The organism is Rhizobium freirei PRF 81 (genome assembly GCF_000359745.1).
Classification (GTDB): domain Bacteria; phylum Pseudomonadota; class Alphaproteobacteria; order Rhizobiales; family Rhizobiaceae; genus Rhizobium; species Rhizobium freirei.
In genome coordinates, this window is record NZ_AQHN01000072.1 from 246,198 (window position 1) to 268,204 (window position 22,007).

Consider the following 22,007-nt stretch of genomic DNA (forward strand, 5'->3'; position numbering starts at 1 on the left):
GATGACCAATCAGCAAGATACGCCCGCCGACGATGGTGCGGTTGAACAGAGCGGCCCGACCCATTCCGGCTTCGTGGCTCTCATCGGCCCGACAAATGCCGGGAAGTCGACACTGCTCAACCGGCTCGTCGGCGCCAAGGTTTCGATCGTCAGCCACAAGGTGCAGACGACGCGCGCAGTCGTTCGCGGCATCGCCATTCACAACAATGCACAGATCGTATTCATGGATACGCCCGGCATCTTCAAGCCGCGCCGCCGCCTCGACCGCGCAATGGTGACATCGGCCTGGGGCGGCGCCAAGGATGCCGATCTCATCATGCTGCTGATCGATAGCGAGCGCGGTTTACGCGGCGATGCCGAAGCTATTCTGGAAGGGCTGAAAGAAGTCCCGCAGCGGAAAATCCTCGTGCTCAACAAGATCGATCGCGTCCGCCGCGAGGACCTGCTGGCGCTTGCTGCTGCCGCCAACGAGAAGATCGCCTTCGACCAGACTTTCATGATCTCGGCTGAAAACGGCTCCGGTTGCGAGGATGTGATGGACTATCTGGCAAAGACCTTGCCGGAAGGACCCTGGTACTATCCCGAGGACCAGATTTCCGATCTGCCGATGCGCCAGCTCGCTGCCGAAATCACCCGCGAAAAGCTGTTTCTGCGCCTGCATCAGGAGCTTCCCTATTCCTCGCATGTCGAGACGGAGAAGTGGGAAGAGCGCAAGGATGGCTCTGTTCGTATCGAACAGGTGATCTATGTCGAGCGCGAGAGCCAGAAGAAAATTGCGCTGGGCAAAGGTGGCGAAGCGATCAAATCGATCTCGACTGCATCGCGCAAGGAACTCTCCGAGATCCTGGAGCAGCCGGTTCACCTCTTCCTTTTCGTCAAGGTGCGCGAGAATTGGGGCGACGATCCCGAGCGCTTCCGGGAAATGGGTCTCGACTTCCCGCACTGATGGAACTTTGCTCCCCTGAGCGCTATATATTGCAACAGTTTATCGGGCGCCTTGCCTGAGCTGACGCAACTTGGGGGAACGCTTCATGGCGAAAGCAGCAATGACGCATGGGGTGCCAACGCCATATCAGCAATGTCCGTCGCGTTCCCTTCCTCATCTTCGGGAGTTCGTGCGCGATGAGCTGAGTTTCGTCAGCGCTTTCAATCTGTCCGGCTGAGCTTCCGCTGCAATATGCTTGAGGACGGTCGCCGGCAGACCCTCAACCATGCCATGCCCGGTGATCTGATCGGCTTGCAAGGCTCGGTCACGGGGGAGATGCAGCATTTGACCGAAGCCGCTCGCTCTCGCCGGTTTTGCTTTGCGTTTTCGAGCGCACTGAATTGATGACGCTTTCCAATTCCCATGCGCCGCTGGCCTTCGGTCCCAGCTGAATTGCGGCTCAGGAAGAGCGGATGTTGGACGAGCACATCGGGCGCCGACCGGCTCTGGAACGAGCAGCCTGTCTCATGGCCCATCACTATCGGCGCGCAAACGCGCTTCGCCTGTTCAACGGCGGCGGGGTCATTCCGATCACGCAGCAGCATGCTGCCGATACGCTCGGCCTTTCCGCTGTCCACACCAATAAGACCTTGAAAAAAGTTGGCCGGATGACGACCGATGCTCTGGCAGGAGTGCTGCTGCGGCGTCCTGGGCGCCAAAGGCCTCGCAGATGTAGCCGGATGGGACAATCCTGATTCGGGCAAGCGGCCCTTCATTTGAAGATATTTATTGTGATCGGCGACATGTCTTTTTTCAATGTCGGCCTCAACTGTATCAGCTTAGATTACTATGACCGTCACTTTTCGACCAGTTTCACCCTTTACTAACCCCCGCGGTAAAAGCGACGGGAGCACGTCGACGAGCCCATAGTCCCGCAATGCAAAAAGTGCGAAGCGGGTTTTAGGCGAGGTCATGTCACAACAGACCGAGCCGGGACGGATGGGAGAAAACCATCCATTCAATACGGGCCGATGATTGGCGCCGGAGGGATTGATGTGGAATTTCTTAACGGGCGCACCGCTCGACGCACGCATGCCGGGATGGCGTTGATATGACGGTTCAACGAGTCCTGATTCTCGAAGACAATCTGATTATTGCTATGGAGGCGGAGGAAATACTGCGCCTTGTCGGGATCGGGCAAGTCGAGATTGCCTCGAATCTGGAACAGGCGGTCAACGCCGTTCATGCTGGTGATTATGATTTTGCGATGCTGGACGTCAATCTCGGGGAGTCGACAAGCTTCGGCTTCGCCCGTCTGCTGATGGAGCGCGGCATCGCCTTCGGCTTCGTCAGCGGTTATTCCGATACGCTCGATTTTCCGCCGGACCTGCGGCATGTGCCGCTTTTGAACAAACCTTTCGATGAGCAGGCCATGCGCCTGTTTGTTCAGACACTGGCGGAGGCCGGCAAATCCTCGGGCATGTGACAGCCGCTGCCATTTGTCCTAAACTCGAATCGCGACAATCCTCTTGAGGCAGACCAGCCGATGCAGTGGCAGGACCACGCGATCATCTTGGGCGTCAAGCGCCTTGGAGAAACCAGCGTCATCGCCGAGGTGATGACGCGCGCGCGCGGCCGGCATATGGGCATGGTGCGAGGAGGGCGCTCTCGCTCCATGCAACCGGTGCTGCAGGCGGGCAATCTGGTCGAAGTGACCTGGCGGGCGAGGCTGCACGAGCATCTTGGCGAATTCCGCATGGAGCCCGTCGCGTTGCGAGCGGCGCGGCTGATGGAGACCGCGACCGCCGTCTATGGCGTGCAGGCAATGGGCGCGCTTTTGCGGCTGCTGCCAGAGCGCGATCCGCACCCGCATCTCTACGATGCGCTCGATGTCATCCTTGAGAGCCTGCAGAACCCGGCCGATGCCGGCGAGCTTTTCGTCCGTTTCGAGCTTGCCGTGCTCAACGATCTCGGTTTCGGCCTCGATTTGACCGAATGCGCGGCAACTGGCGTGCGCGAGGATCTGGCCTTCGTTTCGCCGAAAACCGGGCGTGCCGTATGCCGTTCAGCCGGTATGCCATGGGCGGATAAGATGCTGACCTTGCCGCCCTTTCTTGCTGCCGGAGCCGTGGTCGCGGCCGATAGCGAAGGCCTTTCTGCGGCTTTCCGGCTAACGGGCTTTTTCCTGCATCGCCATGTCTACGAACCGCGCGGCATTCAGATCGCCGTGGCGCGCGACGGCTTTATTCAGGCGGCGTTGAAGGCGCTGGATGCGGTGTCGTTGGAGGCGCCGCAGGAGCGGCCGGCCGTTGCCGCGAAAATATAGAGCATGATCTCGCAAGCACGCAGCGGATAGGATCATGCTCAAGGCGTGTTTCCAAGCTGAAAGACCGCTCGCTTCAGACAGCCATATTCGAGGCGGCCGACATCACCTCCCGCGGGGCGGGAATGCCGAACATATGACGACCGGCCTCTTCGGCCTCGGTGAAACACCAGCGGACGACGCCATCCCGGTCGAGCAGGAACTCGCCGACGAGCTGGCCTTCGCCGGTGGCAACCATATGTTTGTCATCCTCCGTGATTTCATAGCCGTCCGCCTTGTCGAGGAACTCCATCGCTGACATCGGATCCATCGGCTGTGGAAGTTCGCTCGGCATTTCGATGCGCATCGACCGCACGGCGCTTATGCCGACCTTGCGCGGCCAGTCGGTCTCATCTTCGGTGAACTGGACGTTCGGCAGGCCGAAAGCCCTGTGCGATACCCGCTCCGGATCGGAAGCGGCCAGTAGATTGGGAAGCGGATGGTACCGGAAGTAAAGCCGGGCGCGTTCGATCGGCGTGTTGACGACAGTCAGGCTGTCGATGCCCTTCTCCTGCAGAGCACCCGTAAGCTCGGACATCGCGGCGATCTGACGGCGGCAGAAGGGACAATGCAGTCCGCGGAACAATCCCACAAGCACCGGCCTCTGGCCGCGAAAATCGTCGATGGCGATTTTGCCCTGGCGAGTGATCGCATCCAGTACGACATTCGGCGCACGATCTCCGGGCTGCAATGGTCTCTCGATGTGGTTCTCCTGCATGTTTCGTTCCTCCCTTTATATGCTTGAATCGATTCTCCTATTGGATCTCCGACGACCGTCATAACGAGGACGGTCAGTCGAGAAACGGCAATACGACGAGTGTGCCCGGATCGAGGTTGTGGCGCGCGCAAACATCCTGCGCCAGCGTGAAAAATCGCTCTGCCTCGACCAGATCGTCATGTTCCAAGCTTAGTGTCGCCAAGCCATCATAGCATGGAAAGAGCAGTTGCGGCTCATCGATTTCCTTCGCAACCTCAAGGGCTTCCTCGTAATACTTGCGCGCCAGCTTCGGCTGGCCGTGACATTGATGGATCTGCCCGAGGACAATCAGGGGCACGGAAAGGTGGTCGCGCTGATCGAGCGCCCGGTCGATCTCCACCGCCTTCTCGGCCGCGGGCACACCCTCGGCAGCGCAGCGGTCGGTAAAGGTGCAACAGGAAACGGCGAGGTTGGCGAGAAGGCGCGCCTGGAAGCCGAGATCGCCGATGCGGGTGGCGACCTCCAGCCCGCGCCGGCAGATCTTGATTGCGTTGGCTGGATCGACAATCGTGTAGAGCACACCGAGATTGGAATAGGCGCGACAGGCAGCACTTTGCAGATCGGCCTTTTCGGCGACCGTGAGGCTGTGCTCCACTTCTTGCACCGCATCGCGACGGCGGCCGAGCCGCGCAAGAGCCGCGCCCTTGGTGTTCAGCGCTTCCGCCATGGCGCGCGCCGCTTCTCGTCCGGCCTCGGTGGTTCCGTCGATGGGAAGCGTTTGCAGCCGTTGCAGGGCCTGCGTCGCCCATTCGGCGGCTGCGGCCTGGTCACCCATACGGAAGGCGAGATGGCCGCGCTCCTGCAGCAGATGCGCGTGTTCGACCGGCGCATCGATCGTCGCGATCATAGCTTCCGCCTCGGCGCAATGCGCCTCCGCCTGATCACGGCGCCCCGCCTCGAGATACAGCCGGCCGATTTTGCGCAATACCCTCGCTGCTGCGATCCGATCGTCTCCGGCGCGATGAATGGCCAGCGCTCGCTGATAATGGTTCAATGCGGCGTCGCGGCGACCGGCAGGACGATAGAGATCGGCAAGACGTTCCAGCAGCGCCAATTGTTCCGGTGCCACCTCCGGCTCGTTTTCGAAGGCTGCAAGCGCCTGGCGGTAGAGGCGCATCGCGTCGTCATTGGCGTAGGTCTTGCGCGCCAGATCTCCGGCCGCCATCAGATAGCCGGCCCCCTTCGCCTTTTCGGTGGTCAGGCTGAAATGATGGCCGAGTTGCGCCAGATGCTCGGGCCGGTCCGGCGCTGCGCCATATTGGCGTTCCAGAACCCGTCCGATCCGGTGATGCAGCTCGGTGCGCCGCTGCAGCAGGAGATTATGATAGATGACGTCGTGCAGCAGAGACTGGCTGAAGCGGTAGGTGGGAGATGCTCCGGCATCCGGCCCGCGCAATTCTCCGATGATATCGGCATCGCAGAGATAGTCCAACGCGGCGTCGATGGCAGCCGGTTCGGTGGCGACGCTGCGCAGCAGGACGGTGTCGAACTTCGGCCCAACCACCGCCGCCTCCTGCGCCAGCCGTCTGATCTCCGGCGGCAGACGATCGACACGGGCGAGCAACAGGGCCTGCAGATTGACCGGAATATCGACATCCGTGTCTTCCGCCGCAATTTCCCAGCGCTGGCTGTCATTGTGCAGTTCGCCCATGTCGATCAATCCCCGAAGAATCTCTTCGATGAAGAGGGGATTGCCGCCTGCACGATCAAGGATACGCTTGCGCATCGCGGCCGGCAGCTTGCCATGGCTCTCGCCGAAAAAAGCAGCGAGCAGCTTTTGCCCGTCGGCTGCGATGAGCGGGCCGAGACGCTGCACGGTGACGCTGACGCGATTGGAGTCCAGCGGATCGATCTGCGATGTCGGCCGGTAGATCGCGAGCAGCATCAGCCGGCTGCGCTCCAGCCGATCCATCATGAAGCGAAGCACTTCCAGCGAGGCGGCATCGGCCCAGTGCAGATCCTCGATGACAAGCAGCAGAGGACCTTGCGCCAGCCGCCGCTCGAAGATGGTGCGCACCGCATAGAAGATCTGCCGTCGCAATTGCTCCGGTTCTATGTGCCGCAGCGCTCCGCTGGGGTCGCCGAGACCAAGCACATGCAGAAAGAGCGGTAAAAGCCCGTCTACATCCTCTTGCGTGAGATCGAGCGCGCGGAAGCCGGTCGCCAGCAATTGTCGCGTCCTGTCGAGATTGTCCCGCTCACCGATGCCGTAGGCGCTGCGCACGACCGCGGCAAGCGTACCATAGGACTGTTCGCCGAGAGGAGAGCAGGTCGCCTTGCGGATGGCGAGACCCTGAAAGCGGGCTGCATTGCCTGCAATTCCGATGAACTCGCTGACCAGCCGCGACTTGCCGATGCCTGCGTCGCCGATGAGACGGACCAGTTGCGCCGCACCGCCGCAGGCAAGGTCGAGGCAGGTCAGCAGCCGCGACAATTCCGTATCCCGTCCGATCATCGGTGCCTGAAGGCCGAAACTCTCGAGGCCGCGCGCCGTATGCGGCGCTTCCAGCGGTCCCGTCAGCCGATGAACAAGCACGTTGCCGCTTTTGCCGCGCAAGGCCTGGGCGCCGAGATTTTCGAAGGCGAAGGCATGGCGGGTGAGGCGATAGGTCAGCGGCCCGACGAGAATATCGTTTTCGCCTGCCATGGATTGCAGGCGTTGGGCCGTGTTCACCGTGTCGCCGGTCACGGAATAGGATTTTGCACTGACGGCACCAAAGCCGCCGGTGACGACGGGGCCACTATTGATGCCGATATGCAGACGCAGCGGCACGCCGGCGCGCGGTTGCCAGCGCTCGCCGACCTGCGTCGCCCGGCCGATCATATCGAGTGCTGCGTTCAGCGCCCGCACCGGGTCGTCTTCATGAGCAACCGGTGCGCCGAACAGCGCCAGCAGCGCATCGCCGACGAATTTGTCGACGAAGCCGCCATAGGCCTCGACCGCCTGTGTCATCTCTTCGAACAAGTCGTTCTGCAGCACCCGCATGACTTCCGGGTCGATCTGCTCACTCAGTGTCGTGAAGCCGCAGAGATCCGCAAAGAGCACGGTTACCGGCCGCCGATCGGCATCGCCATCGGATTTTGCCGGCACAACCTCGATGCTGGGCTTGGCGGCGGGTTGGACTTTGCCGGAGACTGCGGTGCCGCATCGGGGGCAGAAGGCGAAATCAGGCTGGCAGGGATAGCCGCAGCCAGCACAAGCGATAGGCTGCCTTGCTCCGCATCGCGGACAGAAAGCAAAGCCGCTCTGAATATCGAAACCGCAGCCGGCGCACTCCATCGAACGCACCCCACGCATCCCCGTGTGCCATGGCTGTTTCAGCCGTAACCGACGGGTTCAAAATGAGCGACAAGCATGCGCCTGCTGCGCTGGGTCCGCAAGCTAAACAAACGGCGGAATGGCTATCGCCGCTTGAGAGCCCAGCCGTCCGGCCGCTCCTCGAGTATGGTGACCGCATCACCGATCTTCACGGAGCCATCGCCGCGCGGCACGGCATTCCAGCCGAAGAGTGGGCCGGGAACGCGGCGGTCTGCCGACATGCGGATGCGGCCCATGGCCGGCATCGGGTTCGGCACGTCGCGCGAGCCGGTCTTCTGGTCCTGTGTCGTCATGATGCAGCGCGAGCAGGGCTTGACCAGATCGAGGCGTATACCGCCGACCTCGATCGCTGCCCAGCGATCCTCCGGCCATTCCTCATCGATATCGATGACGATATTCGGACGGAAGCGCTCCATGCCGACGGCGCCTTCGCCATGGGCGGCAAGATTGGCGTTGAGCGCCTTCAGCGATCCAGTCGTGGTGACGAGGATCTGATAGCCATCGACGAAGGTGACGGTTGAATCATCGCCGGCCCACTCCGGGCTGGCGAGACGCCTGGCGAGCCTGTCGAAGAAAACCATCTTGACCTCGCGGCCAAGCCAGCCGGACAGAGCCCTGTTGGTCTCCTCATCGGCAATGGACGCGTTGACGGCAGACTTCCAGACGACGACATCCATGCGATTGTCGGGATGCGGCGGCGGCACGATGATGTCGGGCTTTCCCTCCATCTTCAGGCGCAGATAGGAAGGGCCGGGCTCGATATCGATCTGCGCCAGGGCCTGCAATTCGCGCTGGGTGATGAACTGGCCGGAAGGATCGACCAGCATGGCGCGGCGATCGCCGGCCAGACCAAAGGCATCGATGGCGGCCGACGGGATGGCGATGCCGCGAGCGCTCTTGAGCGGGTAGATAAAAAGATCGCTGACGCGCATGGATAGCCCTCAGATTTCGTCGATGAACATTGCGAGCACGGTTTTCAGCCGATCATGCCGTGCTTCGGCAAGCTTGCGTCCGGTCTCGGTCTGGAAACCGTCCGCCAGTTTGAACAGCTTCGTCTCGAAATGGTCAATGGCGAAACGCTTGTCATCAAGCGGTCGCTCGGACGCAAGCGGATCGAATGGATCGTAGAGACCGGAACCGAGACGGCCTGCGATGTAGAAGCAGCGTGCGGCCCCCACCATGCCAATCGCATCCAGCCGGTCGGCATCCTGCAGCATCTTCGCTTCCAGGGTTTCGGGCGGAAGATTGGCGGAGAAGCTGTGGGTGGTGATCGCATGTGCGGTCGCCGCGATATCCTCATCGGCCCAGCCTAACTCCCGAAGGATGCCCGATGCCTTCTCTGCGGCTAGCCGTGAGGCCTGTGCGCGATGCGGCGAATTCTTCTCCACGGCAACGCAATCATGCAGCAGCACGGCGGCGGCAAGGATTCGTGCATTGCCGCCTTCCTCAGCCTGGATCGCCATGGCGTTGCGGAAAACCCGCAGGATATGGGCGATATCATGCGAACCGTCGTCCCCATCGGCAGCATGTGGAATGAGATCCGCAGCCAGCGTTTCGAACGGGGCAAAGGCCCGCGCCATCCTGTTGGTGTCCATTGTGGCAAGCGCTCCGGAATGATCTGTCGGCAGAGCCACTTCCTAACGGGCGAAAGGATTCGCCGCAATCATTCCGTGGCTTTCTTCCGTGTCAGGATCTTCTGGTAGAACAGGCCGATGCCGATCAGCACTGCGCCGAGACCGATGAAGGAGAGGGCGCGCAGGAAGCCTTCGAGGTTTGCCATATCGATGAGGAAGGCTTTGACGACGGCGATGAAGACCAGCACCGCCGATGCAATGCGCAGGCTCCGCGCTTCGAAGCGGGCACCTAGCCCAAGAAGGGCGATGCCGATCAACAGCCAGACGACGGAATAGGAATAGAGCTCGCCCTGGATGAAGTCGTTCCAGAAGGGAATGTATTCCCCTTGCCAGAAGCGGCGCACCGTCAGCGTCGCCCAGGCAAAGACCATGACCGCGCCGGCAACGGCCAGCATGGCGACATAGGGTAGGGGCCGCCGGTTTCGTGCCAGGAGCGCCAGCCCGCCATAGGCGATGGCGGGCAGGAGATAGCCGAGCAGCAGCAGGTTGAACAACGGGATCCGGCCGGTGCTTTCGCCCGTGATGAACGGGTTCAGTCCGAGCAGATGCAGTGTCAGGATCATGATGACCGAGAGCGTGCCGAGCGCCATGCTGCCGTAGCGGAAGACGGGGCTTGCGGCGCTGAGATCGAGGGCCATCAGCGTCGCTGAAGCGCCGATGGCCAGCAGGGTATAGATCGATTGCTCGCCGAGCGTCGGCACAGCGTCGTTCAGCACGCCGCCGTTCATGGCATGGCGGACCAGGATGGCGATCGTCAGCAGAACGAGGAAGGAGGCCAATGCCTGCAGCGCGCTGCACAGGCGGATGTTGGGCGCGCGGCGGACCATGAAGGCAGCCACGGCTGCAAGCGCTGCGGGAATGCCGTAGCCTGCGAGTAGCATATTGAAGACCGGCGTCGTGCCGAGCTCGGACGGATCGACGATGGTCGGCTGCCAGGCGATACGCGCCATGGCAACGATCAATGCGGCGACCATCGCCCAGGGCAGGACCGGCCAGTCGCGGACGCGTCCCGTCAGCAGATAGGCAATGCCGAGGACCGGCAGCAGAATGGTCGGCACGGCATGATGCGCAAGCACATGCAGAGCAAAGACCGTGGCCGCGAAGGAGCCGGCGGCAAGAATGTTGGTCGGCAGGTTCCATCCGTCGCCCGAGCGGCGATATTGCCATTCGGCGAGCGCCAGCAGCGCGACGGCGAGCCCGATGCCATAGAGACCATGCAGCCAGTCGACCGTCCAGTTGCCGAAATTGAAGAAACTGATCGTGGCGATCGCCAGCGGAACGGCGGCCATGATCAGGCTCCACAGCGCGGCGAAGGGTTTCTCACCCTCGGCAAAACGCCGGAGAAAGAAAGCGCCGATCAGCACGAAGATTGCCCCGAGGCCGAGCGCTTCGTAGATCACCATGCTTTGCATGCGTGCCAGCGCGTCGACGGTGCCGGGGTCGAGGCCATAGATCCAGTTCGTCAGGAGACCGAACATGCCGATTATGGCAACGACGGCAGAGAGGATCGCCGCCCAGGCTGCGTGCAGCCGGCCAGCACCGAAGGCGGCCACCGCCGCGACGATCGCCGCGAACATGAACACGGCATCCACGATGGGATATCCATAAAGGAGACCGTCGGCCAGCAAGGAGAGAGCCACCGCAAGCGCGCCGATCGTTGCCGTCAGCGTCATGCCGAGCGGCGCTCGGGCAAGGAAGGCGCCCCCGCCACCGGCGCTGCGAAGCTGCAGCGGATTGGCTTTCGTCTCAGTCGTCGCGTGATCCACGGCCTTCGCGGCAGTCTGGTAGCGTCCGGGCCAGAGGAAGATGGTGCCGCCGATCATGGCGAGCATCGAAAGCGTAACCGGCGTGAAGTCCACGACCGGGCTGTAGGAGATGTAGAGCAGGGGCCAAAGGCTGAGCAGCGCATTGGCAAGTGAAGGCGCAATCAGCCAGCGGCGCAGCCGTGACGCAAGCAGTGTTGCGAGCCATGTCAGGACGAGGTAGCCGAAGAGGATCCAGGGTCGCGGCGCCGTCGATGCGATCAAGGCGGGGGTGACCATCGAGGCGAGCAGACCGAGGCCCGCCAGCGCCTGTCCATGCAAGAGCGACAGGGCGAGGGTTGCTAGCGAGATCAGGGCGAGGAGGACGAAAGCCGTGGCCGGCCCGATGAAGCCATAGATGCCATGCGCCGCGTAGGTCGAGCCGAACAGTGCGACGACGCCTGCTGCCGTCAGCACGCCGGGAACCATCGCATTCTGGAAAGCATTGCCGGAAACAGGCGCCGAACGGCGACGGATGACTTCGCCGGCGGCAACGAGGATCAGGCCGAAGATCGCAGCAAGCACCAGCCGGACGCCCGGGCTCAGCAGGCCGCTCTCGATCGAATATTTGATCATGAAGATGCCGCCGAGGGCTAGAGCGATGCCGCCGACCCAAACAGCCCAGCGCGCGCCGATCGTGCTTTCCAGGCTTTCTTTCGGCTTCATCGCCGCCGGCGCTGTGATATCCGGGCCGCCATCGGTGAACGTGTCAGCCATGTCGCGTGCGGCAATATCAGCCTCTTCGATATCGACTGGAGAGGGGCTCGGGATCGCGGCTTCGGCTATCGCTGCCCCGTCGTCATGCTCAGCGTGCAGCAGGGCAGCGCTCGTTTGCGGCTTTTCCGCTGGGGCCGATTCGGCCACATCTGCCGGAAGCACCTTGCCCGCGATGGCGTTCTGCAGCTCCTGAACGCGAACCTCCAGCCTTTTTATCCGCTGGTTGTATCCCCGCAGTATGAAAATGCCGGCGATCACGACGACAAGCGGCAGCAGTTCCATCAGGGCCTCTCCGTGAGCAATCGTCCGCACAATATACCAATTGGACTGAACGGTAAGGGGTGGCGGTCAAATTCGCCTATGATTCCAGTGGATTATACCGAGCAATACGGCAAAGCCGTGCCGACGAGGTATTAGCTGGTTCCGATTTACCTTTTGAAAATTATAGTTAATGCTCATTAACAATTCGTATTTACTGATAGAGCGAAGCAGCTTATCAAGAGTTCATAGTCTGGCTCTGAATGTATTGAGGGCAAACGACGTCGCATGAGGCGGCTCCTTCCAAAGGAGGTTTGAATGTCCCATGTATCTTCCGTAACCAATAGCTCTTATCCTTATCGCGGCACGCTTTCGCGTCTCGACACCAATGGAGATGGCCTCCTCAGCGGTCAGGAGCGTCAAGCTGGCGAGCGTCCAGGCATTCTACAGGAGAACGCCGACAACAGCGCCGCGGACAGTACCAGCGGCGCCATGAGCGATCTGATGGCCAAGCTCATGCAATTGCCCAGCGCCGATGTCGCCTCCAGGGCCAAATTGCCCGAACACCATACGGATCTGTTCTCACCGATGGATGCCTATAACAGCACCTACGGCCAGTACGACGTGGGTAGCATCGCGGCCTGACATAGCCGGTTTCGTCGGATTGTTTCAGCGGCCTGCCGGACGACGGTAGGTCGCTTTATCTGTTTGATGCAATTCATTTTCCTCTCGACGGAACACTCGTGCCCGCAATGCGTTGGACAGTGATTACCAAAGAGGGAGTACCGCTCCATGAGACGGATGATGATGGCTGCAATTCTTGCTCTGGCCGCGGGCATGCCTGCGGTGGCTCAAGACCAAAGGACGGCGACGGCCGATTTTGTCGGGCTTGACGGCAAGCAGGCAGGGCGGGCGACGTTGACGGAGGGCAAGTCGGGCGTGCTGATCGAGATGGAGGTCTCTGGTTTGCCGGCCAATCGCTGGGTCGCTTTTCACGTCCACGAAAGCAGCCGGTGCGACCATACGCATGGCTTCGAATCCGCCGGCGGCCATTTCAATCCGACGAAAGCGGAGCACGGCTTTCTCGCCGCCAAGGGGCCGCATGCGGGCGACATGCCAAACCAGTATGTCGATCAGGATGGCAAGCTGCAGGCTCAGGTTTTCAACGGCATGGTATCGCTCAACGGCAAGAACGGTATTCGCGGGCGCACGCTGATGATCCACGAGGAATCGGACGATTACCGCAGCCAGCCGGTCGGCGGCGCCGGCAAGCGTCTGGCGTGTGCCGTCATCCGGTAAGGCCCAGCCAAAGGGCGATTCGAATCCTTGTGCGAAGCTGTGCCAAGCGGCGGTTGTTCCTGCCCGGCGGGCGTCCACCGGCAATGGGATTCGATGCCTGTCAATTATGGTTAATGATGAATTAACACCCATCTATCTCAGCCTGGCCAAATCGACCTATCCTGCCTCCATGTGGTTAAGCGTGCCGGGGGGCAGTCGAACACGCCGATGGCGTTTGCTTAGGAGATTTGGATGAGTGGCGTTTCTTCAATTGGGAGCAGCATGACGGCTGCCTCGTACAGTCCCCTTGATAAGAACCAGGACGGCGTTGTGGATGCCCAGGAGTTGCAGCAGGCCGCTCGATCGGGCCTTCTGTCGGCAATCTGGCGTCGATGCTGCTGCAGATGCAGCAGACCGGCCAGTCGGGCTCTTCGACTTCGAACAGCTCTTCGGATCAGTCGCCGATGGATCAACTATTCGCCAGCCTCGATACCAATCAGGATGGCAAGATCACGCAGAGCGAATTCGTCGCCGGACGGCCGAAGGATATGAGCGAAAGCGATGCGGCGAACCTGTTCAAGAGCATCGACAGGCAAAATTCCGGTTCGCTGACCAAGGATCAGCTCGCGGGAGGTCTCGATGCGCTCAAATCATCGGACGCATCTGCCGCAGATATGCTGTCGCTGGAACCGTCGCCCGATAGCACTAATTCGAAGACCGCAGCCCAGAACCAGGCGCTGGACGTCTTGCTGAGCGAAATGCAGAATCCGTCGGCCCTCTATCAGAATACCTATGGTCAGTACGACCCTGAGCAGTCGGGCGGCGTTTCGGCCTGACCTGCGCGCAACCGATTGTCGTGAAACGGACGGAGGCCGCACAAACCGGCCTCCGTTTTGTTTATCGCCTATTGCTCAGCTCTGCCAATGGCAGCACGAATGGCGCATTGCCGTCAGCATCCGCGCCGCGGCCGATCTCCTTGATCGCCGCTGCAAGCCGCCCCTTTCGTCCGAGCATGTCATCGCCGATCGCGATCAGCCGGGTATTTGGCGTTGCAATGGGGGAGGCCGCGCGCAGGCGGCGGACGAGGGCTAGGTCATCCTGTTCCGGATGAACGGCAAGAGCGGCGATCAGCGCTGCCGCCGGCGAGCGCGAAACCCCCATCCAGCAATGGATCAGCAGAGGCGACGCGCGGTCCCATTGCGTTGCAAAGTCGATGATCGCTCGGACGTGCGTCTCCTGCGGAGCGATGAGATCGCCGGTGCCGGCAAAGCTGATATCATTCATGCTGAGCAGCAAATGCCTGTCGGCCTTGATGACGGCAGGCCGATGAAACGCCTGCTCCTTGGCCATCAGGCTGATCATCTCGCGTGCACCATGGCGAACGGCCATCTCCGCGATACGCGCCAGCGGTGATACCACGATATCGGTCACGCACCGATCCTCATCGCAGCGCGCTCGGCTTCGATCTCCTCGAAGCGTCGCAGGAAAAGTCGCTGCGCCTCGACCGCCGGCACCGGATCGATCGGCAGCATCTCCCGAGTGATGTCACGAGGCTGGCCGAAGAATTTGCGCGCCTCTTCGGGCGTAAAACCGGCAAGCAGCGTCGCCTCGAAATAGGCCGAGACGGTATCGGCCTTCTTGATCTTGTCCTTCAGCTGCGGTGCGCAATGCGGCGGCAGGGCAAAGCGGCGATAGATCGCCGCTTCAAGCCGCTTCTCCACCTCTTTATAGTCACCGCCGACGACGGACTTGAACGGCGAAATCATGTCGCCGATCACATATTCAGGCGCATCGTGCAGCAGCGCTGCCAATCGTTCATCCGGGTTGGCCGGATTGAGATGGCGAAAGATCGCTTCCACGACGAGGCTATGCTGCGCGACGGAAAAGGCGTGATCGCCCGAGGTCTGGCCGTTCCAGCGTGCGACACGGGCAAGCCCGTGCGCGATGTCGCTGATCTCGACGTCGAGCGGCGACGGGTCCAGCAGATCGAGCCTGCGCCCGGACAACATGCGCTGCCAGGCGCGCGGCGTCTTGGCCGAGTTCATGCCGAAGCCTCATCGGCGGGGGCGGGAAAGGTGAGGCCCGACCATGTGGGCAGCGATACCGAGACCTCGACCTCGCCAGCCAGGATCGGTGTTCCCGTTGCAATGGCTTCGCCTGCGCGATCGATACGGATAACGGCAAGGCCCTTGCGGCCGGCAATCGATCCCAGCGACCCCATCGGCTTGCCGCCGGCGGTCAGTTCGGTCCCGGAAACGGGCAGATCCATGGTGCCGTCGACAATAACGACGCGCCTGCGCGCCGTACCGCGGTGATGCATGCGCGAAACCACTTCCTGGCCGATATAGCAGCCCTTGCGGAAGCCCAGCCCGCCGTTGATATCCATCATCACATCATGCGGAAACGCATCCTGCAGCGCGAAATCGCGGCCGGAAACGGCGATGCCGCTGGCAATGCGCAGTTCGTCGTAAAGCGCTTCCGCATCGTGCCCATGTTGGCCAGGCGTGCGCGTCAGCGCTATGTCAGCCTTGAGGAAGCGGCTGTCGCGTGGGCCTTCGCCCGCTTCTGCGGCCCATGCCACCGTGACGCCCTGAACATCGTCGACGCTGAAGTCGATTTTGGCGCGCAGCCGATACATGGTCAGGCGCTTCAGCAAGCCCTCTTGCTGTGTCGCATCGGTCTCGATCAGGAAACCTGGGCCGTCTCGCCGGATCATGAAGTCGAACAGGATCTTGCCTTGCGGCGTCAGCAACGCGCCGGGGCGCACTTCGTTCGTCGCGAGCGATGCGAGGTCGGTGGTGATGAGATTGTGCAGAAACGCTTCCACTTCCGTGCCGGCAACGCGGATGAAGGAGCGATCTTTCAGGAATACGGCTGGCATGGTGGATCCGCTGATTTGGCTCAAAGCGCGCCACGACCTTCCAGATTCGCTACGTGCGCTTTAAGCTTTTGATTTTGCCCATGTCGTTGCCGCAAAACCGCTGCGCACTTCTGCGCGACATGCTTCATCATCAAGAGGTAGGGCCTTCGGCGGGGAACCGCAAGTTCCCCGGCAGGATCATTCGCCCGAGGTGAAGAATTTCCAACGGCCGTCCGGCGTGATGCCGACGCGGTAAAAATTATAGCCGCCGAATTCCAGCATGTCGGCATAGTCACCCGCCGTCACGATGCGCATCAGGTCGACCTTCTCCGGCGTGGAGAGCGTCTTGATGTCCTTCTGGGCGAAATAGGGCCAGACATACATTTCATCTGGCGTGCCCTGGCCGACATGAGCAAAGCCCGTCGACATGATATCGAGCAGGATGGACAGGATTTCGATGCCGTCAGGATCGCCCGAAAGATCATGGAGGGTCTTGATAGGATCTTCGCCGGGATCGTCGGCGGTGACCTGTGTCTGCTTGAGGCCGGCGCCGACATTCATCAGCGGACGCAGGCGCTCAAGATCGCCGGAAGCGGCAGCCTCGACGATCGCCGCACGGAGCTTCTTGACCGGCTCCGGCGCCTTGTCGATGTCGAAGAGGAATTCGACTGACTTGTTGGCATTCGAAGCATCGCCGCCGCTCTGGCCGGCTTGCTTGTTGATCAGCGGATCCGGCATCGGCAGCCCGTTGTTCGCCGGCGCTTCCAGCGCCTGCTCGACGGGCTTGGCGTTCTTTTGCTGACCGGGCGTACCGGTGGCGCCCGGCAACTGCGTAGGAGGATTGAGCTCGGAGAAGGCGAGGGCCGGTAACGGCAGAGCAGTGCCGCTCAGAAGCAGAGCTGCAACGGCAAGCGAGGCAATGGAACAGCGGAACTCATTGCCTGGGACGATACGCATGAGCAATCTCTGTTTTCTATTGCAGGGTTCGGGTCGGAGAAAACTCGCCGGCGAGCATCCGTTCGCGAAGCGATTCAAGCAAGGCTTCCGCTCCCTGTTCGCCCCGAATGCGAATCGTCTCGCGAATCGCATGAGCAATGGCGGCGTCGGCAATGATTTCCGGCTCGATGCCGTCTGCCATACCGTCGGCCCAAGCTTCATTCTGGTATTCCAGCGCTGCCTGCATCTTTTCATGGACGATCATGTCGTCGATTTCATTCAGGCTGGTTTCCATTGCTTCTTTCCTCGAGACGTTCATGTCCTTACCACTTGCTTAATAACTTTATCAGCCTTTTCCTAAAACGACACGGCTCGGTACGAAAAGGGGTTAATAAATCGTTAATTTCCAAAGCGCGCGGTGATTTCTGTGGCTAGTGTTGCACCTTCGTTACGGTATCGCTCCTCGGCGACGAGAGCCTGACGCGTGCAACTTGCATAAACCGAAGCGAAGGACCGATATCCTCGGTTGAAGGCGGACGTCAGCTTTTCCTTGCGTTTCGGCTCGCCCTTGGTCTCGGTGTCGAGCAATTGCTGCATAGCGCCGCGCCATCCGTCTTCGCGCGTCGGGCTGCAGAGATTGCGCAGATAATCGATCGAGCCGAGGATTTCGGCGAGGCGGGAAAGCCGCTCGTCATAAGGCGTCGGCCGTTCGGCGTCCGTGGCGTTGGGCGTCTGCACCTGCGCCGTGGTCGCAGTCGGTTGGGCGACCGCAGGAAAAGCGGATGCCAGCGCGATGCAAATCAGAAGCGGTCGGCCCGGGCGGTTATGAATCATGTAACCATGTTGACCGGACAAGCATGACGGGAACAAGGCATCAGGCCGTCTTTTCACCTCGTTATTGCTCGATATCGTTAATATGGCGGCCCGGCCGCCAATCAGGCGGCGGCAATTCTCTCCACGCATTCGAGCACGCTGGCCGGCACGGGCATGGTGCGAATCTCCTCCAGCGAATACCAGCCGATCTCGGCGGCATCGTCGGCCGCCACTGCCACGGCGTCCTTGTCGGCGTCGACGAGGAAGACCGAGAGCAGGAAATGGCTCGTGAGCGTCCCGTCTGCTGCATGGGACCGCAGATCATAGGTCTCGAACAGGCGCGGATTGCGCGCCCCGATGCCGGTCTCCTCCTCGAATTCGCGGAGCGCTGCCTCTGCGGGCGTTTCGCCCGCTTCCGCCCTGCCGCCGGGAAAAGCATACATGTCGGCCGATGGCGGATTGCTGCGCAACACCAGCAGGAAGCGGCCGTCGCGTTCGAGAATGGCGGAGGAGGCGGGGCGGGGAATAGAATTCATCGGATTGTTTCGCATTCGCACGGGAGACTGGCTGGCAATGACGTCACGCCATCGGTTCACGATCTCTACAGGAAACGACCCTTGCTGTCCCGCGGGAAAGCCCCTTAACTCGCTGCCGATGGAACGGCGATTCGTATGCGCCGATTGGGCGGGCGCTTGGATGATCTATGGACTTTATGCTCTTGCGGCCTTGGCTGAAATTGCCGGCTGCTTCGCCTTCTGGGCCTGGCTCCGGCTGGCAAAGCCGATCTGGTGGCTGGCGCCCGGCCTGATCTCGCTGGCGCTCTTTGCCTGGCTGCTGGCGCTCGTGCCGAGCGAGGCCGCCGGACGCACCTTTGCTGCCTATGGCGGCGTCTATATCGTCGCCTCCATCCTCTGGCTCTGGCTTGCGGAGGAACGCTTGCCAGATCGCTGGGATATTTCCGGCGCCACCATCTGCCTGGTCGGAGCGGCCGTCATTCTCTTCGGCCCGCGCGGCTGAGCTTCCGCTTGACCCGGCGCTTTACCGGTGCAAAACAAGCCCCATGTGCGGACGCTTTGCTCTGACATCGACGGCGGATTATGTGGGAGAAGCGCTCGGCGTCCTGCTGCGTGAGGGCTTTCCCGCACGCTACAACATCGCACCGACGCAGCCGATCCTCGTCGTCATATCCGGCGACCGGCAGCAGCCGGGCAGCAACCTGCCGGATCGGCGCGCCCTTCTGGTCCGTTGGGGTTTCACACCTTCCTGGGTGAAGGATCCGAAGGAGTTTCCGCTTCTGATCAATGCGCGCGCCGAAACGGCGATCGGTAAGGCGTCCTTCCGCGCCGCCATGCGCCACCGACGCATTCTTATTCCGGCATCGGGCTTTTACGAATGGCACAGGCCATCGAAGGAAAGCGGCGAGAAGCCGCAGGCCTACTGGATCCGTCCGCGCCGGGGCGGCGTCATCGCTTTCGCCGGGCTGATGGAGACCTGGTCGTCGGCAGACGGTTCGGAAGTCGATACCGGCGCGATCCTGACGACTGCGGCAAACAACGCGATCCGATCCATTCACGATCGAATGCCCGTCGTGATCCAGCCGGAAGATTTTGCGCGCTGGCTCGACTGCAAGACCCAGGAACCGCGCGAGGTCCTTGATCTGATGGCACCGGTACAGGAAGATTTTTTCGAGGCGATCCCGGTCTCGGATCGCGTCAACAAGGTCGCCAATATGGGGCCGGATCTGCAGACACCGGTAGCGATCGAGCCTATCAGGAAACCGTCGAAGAAGGCAGATCCAGACGACGGCCAGCTAAGCCTTCTCTGAGCGACCGCCATCCGGCGGCCGGCATCGATACGAGTTGTGGCGCCTCAGCTGCCATGCAGCCGGCCGGCGCCCTTCGGATTCAAGCGTGTTTCTTCTTGAGCGGCGGCTTGGACTTCAGCATCAGATGAGCTGCCAGAACGGCTTTCAGGCCCAGCGGACGATAGTGTTTGCTGGGGTCGATTTTTGCCTGCGGTTGTGCCGCCGCTTCTTTCTTCTGCGTCATGATTTACTCCTCACCATGCTCCCGTGGGAGCATTTTCGATTCACTATCGAATAGTGCTTTTTGTCGTAAATCATGACAAATCGAAGGCGTTTTCCAATCAGCTTTTGTGAACAACGACCATATTTCGAGAGATTAGCGCCGAAACCTCGTGTAGAATCCGCACTGCCGCAAGGTTTCGATCTGCCAAAAATCCAGCTTGAAGCGGCTTTCCATTCGCCCGAAAAACGTTTGTCATGTCCCTGATTGATAAGGGAGACTTACAGACTTGCGGTTGCAGCAGGACGCGGAGGCCGGAGCCAGTCGAATAGCGTGCAGATATTCCGGGTCTAGATATGCCGACCGATGTCGTCGTTGGAATCATCGACGCTGGGATCGGCCGGGCCGTTGATGGTGTAGGTGCCGTATTTCTTCGCCCAGGAGCGTGCGCCGAAGGGCAGCGACAGAAGATAGGCGACGACGGTCACGACCATGACATGCCACGTATAGCTCATCAGCAGCGCGACATAGACGACGACGCCGAGCATGATCGGCAGGACGAGGTCGCGCCTTATGCCGCTGCCTTCGGTCTTGCCGGACCAGACAGGCAGGCGGCTAACCAGCAGAAAGCCGATGACAACCGTATAGGCGGCGCCCCAATAGGCGAAGCTGCGATCTGGCGTCAGCCCGAGAAAGCCGAGATAGACCGGCAGCAGCACCAGCATTGCGCCTGCCGGCGCTGGCACGCCGACGAAATATTCCGATTGCCAGGAAGCCTTGTGCTCCCGTTCGGCCATGACGTTGAAGCGGGCGAGCCGCAGACCGGCGGCGATCGTATAGATCAACGCGGCGATCCAGCCGAGCGAGCGGGCCTGATCGAGCAGGAAGACGTAAACCACCAGAGCCGGAGCGACGCCGAAATTGACGATATCGGCGAGCGAATCCATTTGCGCGCCGAACTTTGAAGTAGCCTTCATCAGCCGCGCGACGCGTCCGTCTATACCATCGAGGAAGGCCGCGACCAGCACGGCGGCCACGGCGAGTTCATAGCGGTTTTCGAAAGCGAGACGAATGCCCGTCAAGCCAGCGCAGATCGCCAGCACGGTGATCATGTTCGGCACGATCAGCCGCAGCGGGATTTCCCGGAGGCGCGGCCCTCGCGCTTCGTCGTTGGGTCCATGCGGTTCGAAAGGCGGAAAAGGCGTCTTCATCTCGCTCGAGTTCCTAGAGCAATTCCAGCAAACCTGCGAAGCAAGTTTGCGTCCGGAATTGCGTGAAAACAATAATATGGAGCATTTCCGTGACCCGTTTAAAGCGGAAATGCTCTAGGTTCAGCTGCGGCGGCTAACGGTTGGGCCTTTTGCCGAGTCGAATTCGGCAATCACGGTTTCGCCGGCAATCGCGCGCTGGCCGATGGCAACGCGCGGCGAAGCGCCTTCCGGCAGGAAGATATCGAGGCGCGAACCGAAGCGGATCAAGCCGATGCGCTCGCCGGCATCGACCGGTTCGTTCGGGTTGACGAAGCAGAGGATGCGGCGTGCGACCAGGCCCGCGATCTGCACGACGCCGATCTCGCCATGCTTCGTCTCGATGACAAGACCGTTGCGCTCGTTCTGTTCGCTGGCCTTGTCGAGTTCCGCATTGAGGAAGCTGCCCTGGCGATAGGCGATATTGGTGATGCGTCCGCGCATCGGCGAACGGTTCACATGGCAATCGAACACGTTCATGAAGATCGAGATGCGCAGCATCGGCTGATGGCCGAGGTTGAGTTCCGCCGGCGGCGTGACCATCTGCACGCCGGACACCTTGCCGTCGGCCGGCGAGATCGCCAGATCATCGTCCTGCGGCGTCATGCGCTCGGGATCGCGGAAGAAATAGGCGCACCAGAGCGTGAGGATCAGGCCGATCCAGAAGAGCGGCTTGAAGATCCAGCCGAGCACCAGCGAAGCGACGAAGAAACCTGCGACGAAGGGATAGCCTTCCTTGTGCACCGGAACGATGACGTTGCGCACGCTGTTGAACAAGCTCATCTACAGCCAACTCCGTTAGGGCATTCCCGCGAAAACCGAACCCCGGTTGCCGGGCGAGACGCTGCCGATCAAAAGATGAGAACAAGATAAGCGGTCTTGCTCTGATTACCAGACGAGCGTGACTACAGGCAAACGCCGTCATGGGCAATGCTCTCGTATGCTCGCCCCCAACGCAATCCACGCAAGCGCAGGATGTCGACGATCTTCAGTTTTTGGACGCGTAGTCCACCGGAATTCAAGCAGGGCGCAACAGAAAAGCCGCCGGCGGAAGCGGCGGCTTTTCATAGTCTGC

General features: G+C 61.1%; 22 protein-coding genes and 2 pseudogenes. 9 read left to right on the top strand and 15 right to left on the bottom strand.

Annotated features, from left to right (window positions below):
• Position 1 precedes the first annotated feature (1 nt).
• The 4 genes and pseudogenes from era (at position 2) to recO (ending at position 3,251) form a co-directional block, all read left to right on the top strand.
• Positions 2–946, top strand: a complete 945-nt coding sequence (gene era / locus RHSP_RS20170) for a GTPase Era (protein ID WP_037153166.1) — start codon at positions 2–4, stop codon at positions 944–946.
• A gap of 85 nt (positions 947–1,031) precedes the next feature.
• Positions 1,032–1,705: pseudogene (locus tag RHSP_RS20175) on the top strand (Crp/Fnr family transcriptional regulator).
• A 331-nt stretch (positions 1,706–2,036) separates the two neighbouring features.
• Positions 2,037–2,411: pseudogene (locus tag RHSP_RS20180) on the top strand (response regulator); the annotation flags it as partial.
• 60 nt (positions 2,412–2,471) lie between these two features.
• Positions 2,472–3,251 (top strand): DNA repair protein RecO, encoded by a 780-nt coding sequence (recO, locus tag RHSP_RS20185; RefSeq protein ID WP_004121860.1) that lies wholly within the window; start codon positions 2,472–2,474, stop codon positions 3,249–3,251.
• Positions 3,252–3,324: 73 nt separating this feature from the next.
• Here the strand turns inward: recO and RHSP_RS20190 are convergent, their stop codons facing one another.
• The 5 genes from RHSP_RS20190 to RHSP_RS20210 form a co-directional block, all read right to left on the bottom strand.
• Positions 3,325–4,005, bottom strand: coding sequence for a peroxiredoxin-like family protein (locus RHSP_RS20190; RefSeq protein WP_004121862.1), 681 nt, complete (start codon positions 4,003–4,005; stop codon positions 3,325–3,327).
• A 73-nt stretch (positions 4,006–4,078) separates the two neighbouring features.
• Entirely contained in the window at positions 4,079–7,324 is a 3,246-nt protein-coding gene (locus RHSP_RS20195) for an adenylate/guanylate cyclase domain-containing protein (protein WP_037153169.1), read from the bottom strand.
• 122 nt (positions 7,325–7,446) lie between these two features.
• Positions 7,447–8,295, bottom strand: coding sequence for an MOSC domain-containing protein (locus RHSP_RS20200; RefSeq protein WP_004121865.1), 849 nt, complete (start codon positions 8,293–8,295; stop codon positions 7,447–7,449).
• A gap of 9 nt (positions 8,296–8,304) precedes the next feature.
• Complete coding sequence (locus RHSP_RS20205) at positions 8,305–8,958, bottom strand: HD domain-containing protein (RefSeq protein WP_004121867.1); 654 nt, start codon at positions 8,956–8,958, stop codon at positions 8,305–8,307.
• A gap of 68 nt (positions 8,959–9,026) precedes the next feature.
• On the bottom strand, positions 9,027–11,798 hold the full coding sequence (locus tag RHSP_RS20210) for a DUF2339 domain-containing protein (RefSeq protein WP_004121869.1): 2,772 nt from the start codon (positions 11,796–11,798) through the stop codon (positions 9,027–9,029).
• Positions 11,799–12,092: 294 nt separating this feature from the next.
• Here RHSP_RS20210 and RHSP_RS20215 point away from each other — a divergent pair, with 294 nt between their 5' ends.
• The 3 genes from RHSP_RS20215 (at position 12,093) to RHSP_RS35655 (ending at position 13,888) form a co-directional block, all read left to right on the top strand.
• Positions 12,093–12,419 carry a hypothetical protein gene (locus tag RHSP_RS20215; RefSeq protein ID WP_004121871.1) on the top strand — a complete coding sequence of 109 codons (327 nt, stop codon included), beginning with the start codon at positions 12,093–12,095 and terminating at the stop codon, positions 12,417–12,419.
• A gap of 147 nt (positions 12,420–12,566) precedes the next feature.
• Positions 12,567–13,073, top strand: coding sequence for a superoxide dismutase family protein (locus tag RHSP_RS20220; protein ID WP_037153175.1), 507 nt, complete (start codon positions 12,567–12,569; stop codon positions 13,071–13,073).
• 443 nt (positions 13,074–13,516) lie between these two features.
• Positions 13,517–13,888, top strand: a complete 372-nt coding sequence (locus RHSP_RS35655; protein ID WP_240535472.1) for an EF-hand domain-containing protein — start codon at positions 13,517–13,519, stop codon at positions 13,886–13,888.
• 61 nt (positions 13,889–13,949) lie between these two features.
• Here the strand turns inward: RHSP_RS35655 and RHSP_RS20230 are convergent, their stop codons facing one another.
• The 7 genes from RHSP_RS20230 to RHSP_RS20260 all read right to left on the bottom strand — a co-directional run bounded on the left by RHSP_RS20230 (position 13,950) and on the right by RHSP_RS20260 (position 18,197).
• A complete protein-coding gene (locus tag RHSP_RS20230; protein WP_004121878.1) occupies positions 13,950–14,483 on the bottom strand; it encodes a tyrosine phosphatase family protein in 534 nt (177 codons plus the stop codon).
• The gene (locus tag RHSP_RS20235; protein ID WP_004121882.1) at positions 14,480–15,097 is read right to left on the bottom strand and encodes a YfbR-like 5'-deoxynucleotidase; all 618 of its coding nucleotides are present in this window, start codon (positions 15,095–15,097) and stop codon (positions 14,480–14,482) included. Before RHSP_RS20235 ends, RHSP_RS20230 begins: the two co-directional genes overlap by 4 nt.
• Positions 15,094–15,933, bottom strand: a complete 840-nt coding sequence (gene ygfZ, locus RHSP_RS20240; RefSeq protein ID WP_004121885.1) for a CAF17-like 4Fe-4S cluster assembly/insertion protein YgfZ — start codon at positions 15,931–15,933, stop codon at positions 15,094–15,096. The genes RHSP_RS20235 and ygfZ overlap by 4 nt, the downstream gene beginning before the upstream one ends.
• A 177-nt stretch (positions 15,934–16,110) precedes the next feature.
• On the bottom strand, positions 16,111–16,869 hold the full coding sequence (locus tag RHSP_RS20245) for a hypothetical protein (protein ID WP_004121888.1): 759 nt from the start codon (positions 16,867–16,869) through the stop codon (positions 16,111–16,113).
• Between the two features lie 16 nt (positions 16,870–16,885).
• Positions 16,886–17,143, bottom strand: a complete 258-nt coding sequence (locus tag RHSP_RS20250) for a hypothetical protein (RefSeq protein ID WP_004121891.1) — start codon at positions 17,141–17,143, stop codon at positions 16,886–16,888.
• Between the two features lie 104 nt (positions 17,144–17,247).
• Positions 17,248–17,682: a TIGR02301 family protein gene (locus RHSP_RS20255; protein ID WP_004121895.1), complete on the bottom strand. Its 435-nt coding sequence runs from the start codon at positions 17,680–17,682 to the stop codon at positions 17,248–17,250.
• Between the two features lie 101 nt (positions 17,683–17,783).
• A complete protein-coding gene (locus RHSP_RS20260; protein ID WP_004121897.1) occupies positions 17,784–18,197 on the bottom strand; it encodes an NUDIX hydrolase in 414 nt (137 codons plus the stop codon).
• Between the two features lie 160 nt (positions 18,198–18,357).
• Between RHSP_RS20260 and RHSP_RS20265 the strand changes: the two genes are divergently transcribed.
• Both RHSP_RS20265 and RHSP_RS20270 read left to right on the top strand, forming a co-directional pair.
• The gene (locus RHSP_RS20265; protein WP_004121900.1) at positions 18,358–18,678 is read left to right on the top strand and encodes a YnfA family protein; all 321 of its coding nucleotides are present in this window, start codon (positions 18,358–18,360) and stop codon (positions 18,676–18,678) included.
• Between the two features lie 43 nt (positions 18,679–18,721).
• Positions 18,722–19,486: an SOS response-associated peptidase gene (locus RHSP_RS20270; RefSeq protein ID WP_037153180.1), complete on the top strand. Its 765-nt coding sequence runs from the start codon at positions 18,722–18,724 to the stop codon at positions 19,484–19,486.
• A gap of 79 nt (positions 19,487–19,565) precedes the next feature.
• On the opposite strand, the gene RHSP_RS35175 is transcribed toward RHSP_RS20270, so the two are convergent.
• The 3 genes from RHSP_RS35175 to RHSP_RS20280 all read right to left on the bottom strand — a co-directional run bounded on the left by RHSP_RS35175 (position 19,566) and on the right by RHSP_RS20280 (position 21,715).
• A complete protein-coding gene (locus tag RHSP_RS35175) occupies positions 19,566–19,709 on the bottom strand; it encodes a hypothetical protein (RefSeq protein WP_167332665.1) in 144 nt (47 codons plus the stop codon).
• Between the two features lie 326 nt (positions 19,710–20,035).
• Positions 20,036–20,896 carry a CDP-diacylglycerol--serine O-phosphatidyltransferase gene (gene pssA, locus RHSP_RS20275; protein ID WP_004121905.1) on the bottom strand — a complete coding sequence of 287 codons (861 nt, stop codon included), beginning with the start codon at positions 20,894–20,896 and terminating at the stop codon, positions 20,036–20,038.
• Positions 20,897–21,016: 120 nt separating this feature from the next.
• Entirely contained in the window at positions 21,017–21,715 is a 699-nt protein-coding gene (locus tag RHSP_RS20280) for a phosphatidylserine decarboxylase (protein ID WP_004121909.1), read from the bottom strand.
• Between the last annotated feature and the right edge of the window lie 292 nt (positions 21,716–22,007).

Coding starts and splice junctions, on each gene's coding strand:
- era (WP_037153166.1), top strand. CDS start 2: ATGACCAATCAGCAAGATACGCCCGCCGACGATGGTGCGGTTGAACAG.
- recO (WP_004121860.1), top strand. CDS start 2,472: ATGCAGTGGCAGGACCACGCGATCATCTTGGGCGTCAAGCGCCTTGGA.
- RHSP_RS20190 (WP_004121862.1), bottom strand. CDS start 4,005: ATGCAGGAGAACCACATCGAGAGACCATTGCAGCCCGGAGATCGTGCG.
- RHSP_RS20195 (WP_037153169.1), bottom strand. CDS start 7,324: ATGGAGTGCGCCGGCTGCGGTTTCGATATTCAGAGCGGCTTTGCTTTC.
- RHSP_RS20200 (WP_004121865.1), bottom strand. CDS start 8,295: ATGCGCGTCAGCGATCTTTTTATCTACCCGCTCAAGAGCGCTCGCGGC.
- RHSP_RS20205 (WP_004121867.1), bottom strand. CDS start 8,958: ATGGACACCAACAGGATGGCGCGGGCCTTTGCCCCGTTCGAAACGCTG.
- RHSP_RS20210 (WP_004121869.1), bottom strand. CDS start 11,798: ATGGAACTGCTGCCGCTTGTCGTCGTGATCGCCGGCATTTTCATACTG.
- RHSP_RS20215 (WP_004121871.1), top strand. CDS start 12,093: ATGTCCCATGTATCTTCCGTAACCAATAGCTCTTATCCTTATCGCGGC.
- RHSP_RS20220 (WP_037153175.1), top strand. CDS start 12,567: ATGAGACGGATGATGATGGCTGCAATTCTTGCTCTGGCCGCGGGCATG.
- RHSP_RS35655 (WP_240535472.1), top strand. CDS start 13,517: ATGGATCAACTATTCGCCAGCCTCGATACCAATCAGGATGGCAAGATC.
- RHSP_RS20235 (WP_004121882.1), bottom strand. CDS start 15,097: ATGAACTCGGCCAAGACGCCGCGCGCCTGGCAGCGCATGTTGTCCGGG.
- ygfZ (WP_004121885.1), bottom strand. CDS start 15,933: ATGCCAGCCGTATTCCTGAAAGATCGCTCCTTCATCCGCGTTGCCGGC.
- RHSP_RS20245 (WP_004121888.1), bottom strand. CDS start 16,869: ATGCGTATCGTCCCAGGCAATGAGTTCCGCTGTTCCATTGCCTCGCTT.
- RHSP_RS20250 (WP_004121891.1), bottom strand. CDS start 17,143: ATGGAAACCAGCCTGAATGAAATCGACGACATGATCGTCCATGAAAAG.
- RHSP_RS20255 (WP_004121895.1), bottom strand. CDS start 17,682: ATGATTCATAACCGCCCGGGCCGACCGCTTCTGATTTGCATCGCGCTG.
- RHSP_RS20260 (WP_004121897.1), bottom strand. CDS start 18,197: ATGAATTCTATTCCCCGCCCCGCCTCCTCCGCCATTCTCGAACGCGAC.
- RHSP_RS20265 (WP_004121900.1), top strand. CDS start 18,358: ATGATCTATGGACTTTATGCTCTTGCGGCCTTGGCTGAAATTGCCGGC.
- RHSP_RS20270 (WP_037153180.1), top strand. CDS start 18,722: ATGTGCGGACGCTTTGCTCTGACATCGACGGCGGATTATGTGGGAGAA.
- RHSP_RS35175 (WP_167332665.1), bottom strand. CDS start 19,709: ATGACGCAGAAGAAAGAAGCGGCGGCACAACCGCAGGCAAAAATCGAC.
- pssA (WP_004121905.1), bottom strand. CDS start 20,896: ATGAAGACGCCTTTTCCGCCTTTCGAACCGCATGGACCCAACGACGAA.
- RHSP_RS20280 (WP_004121909.1), bottom strand. CDS start 21,715: ATGAGCTTGTTCAACAGCGTGCGCAACGTCATCGTTCCGGTGCACAAG.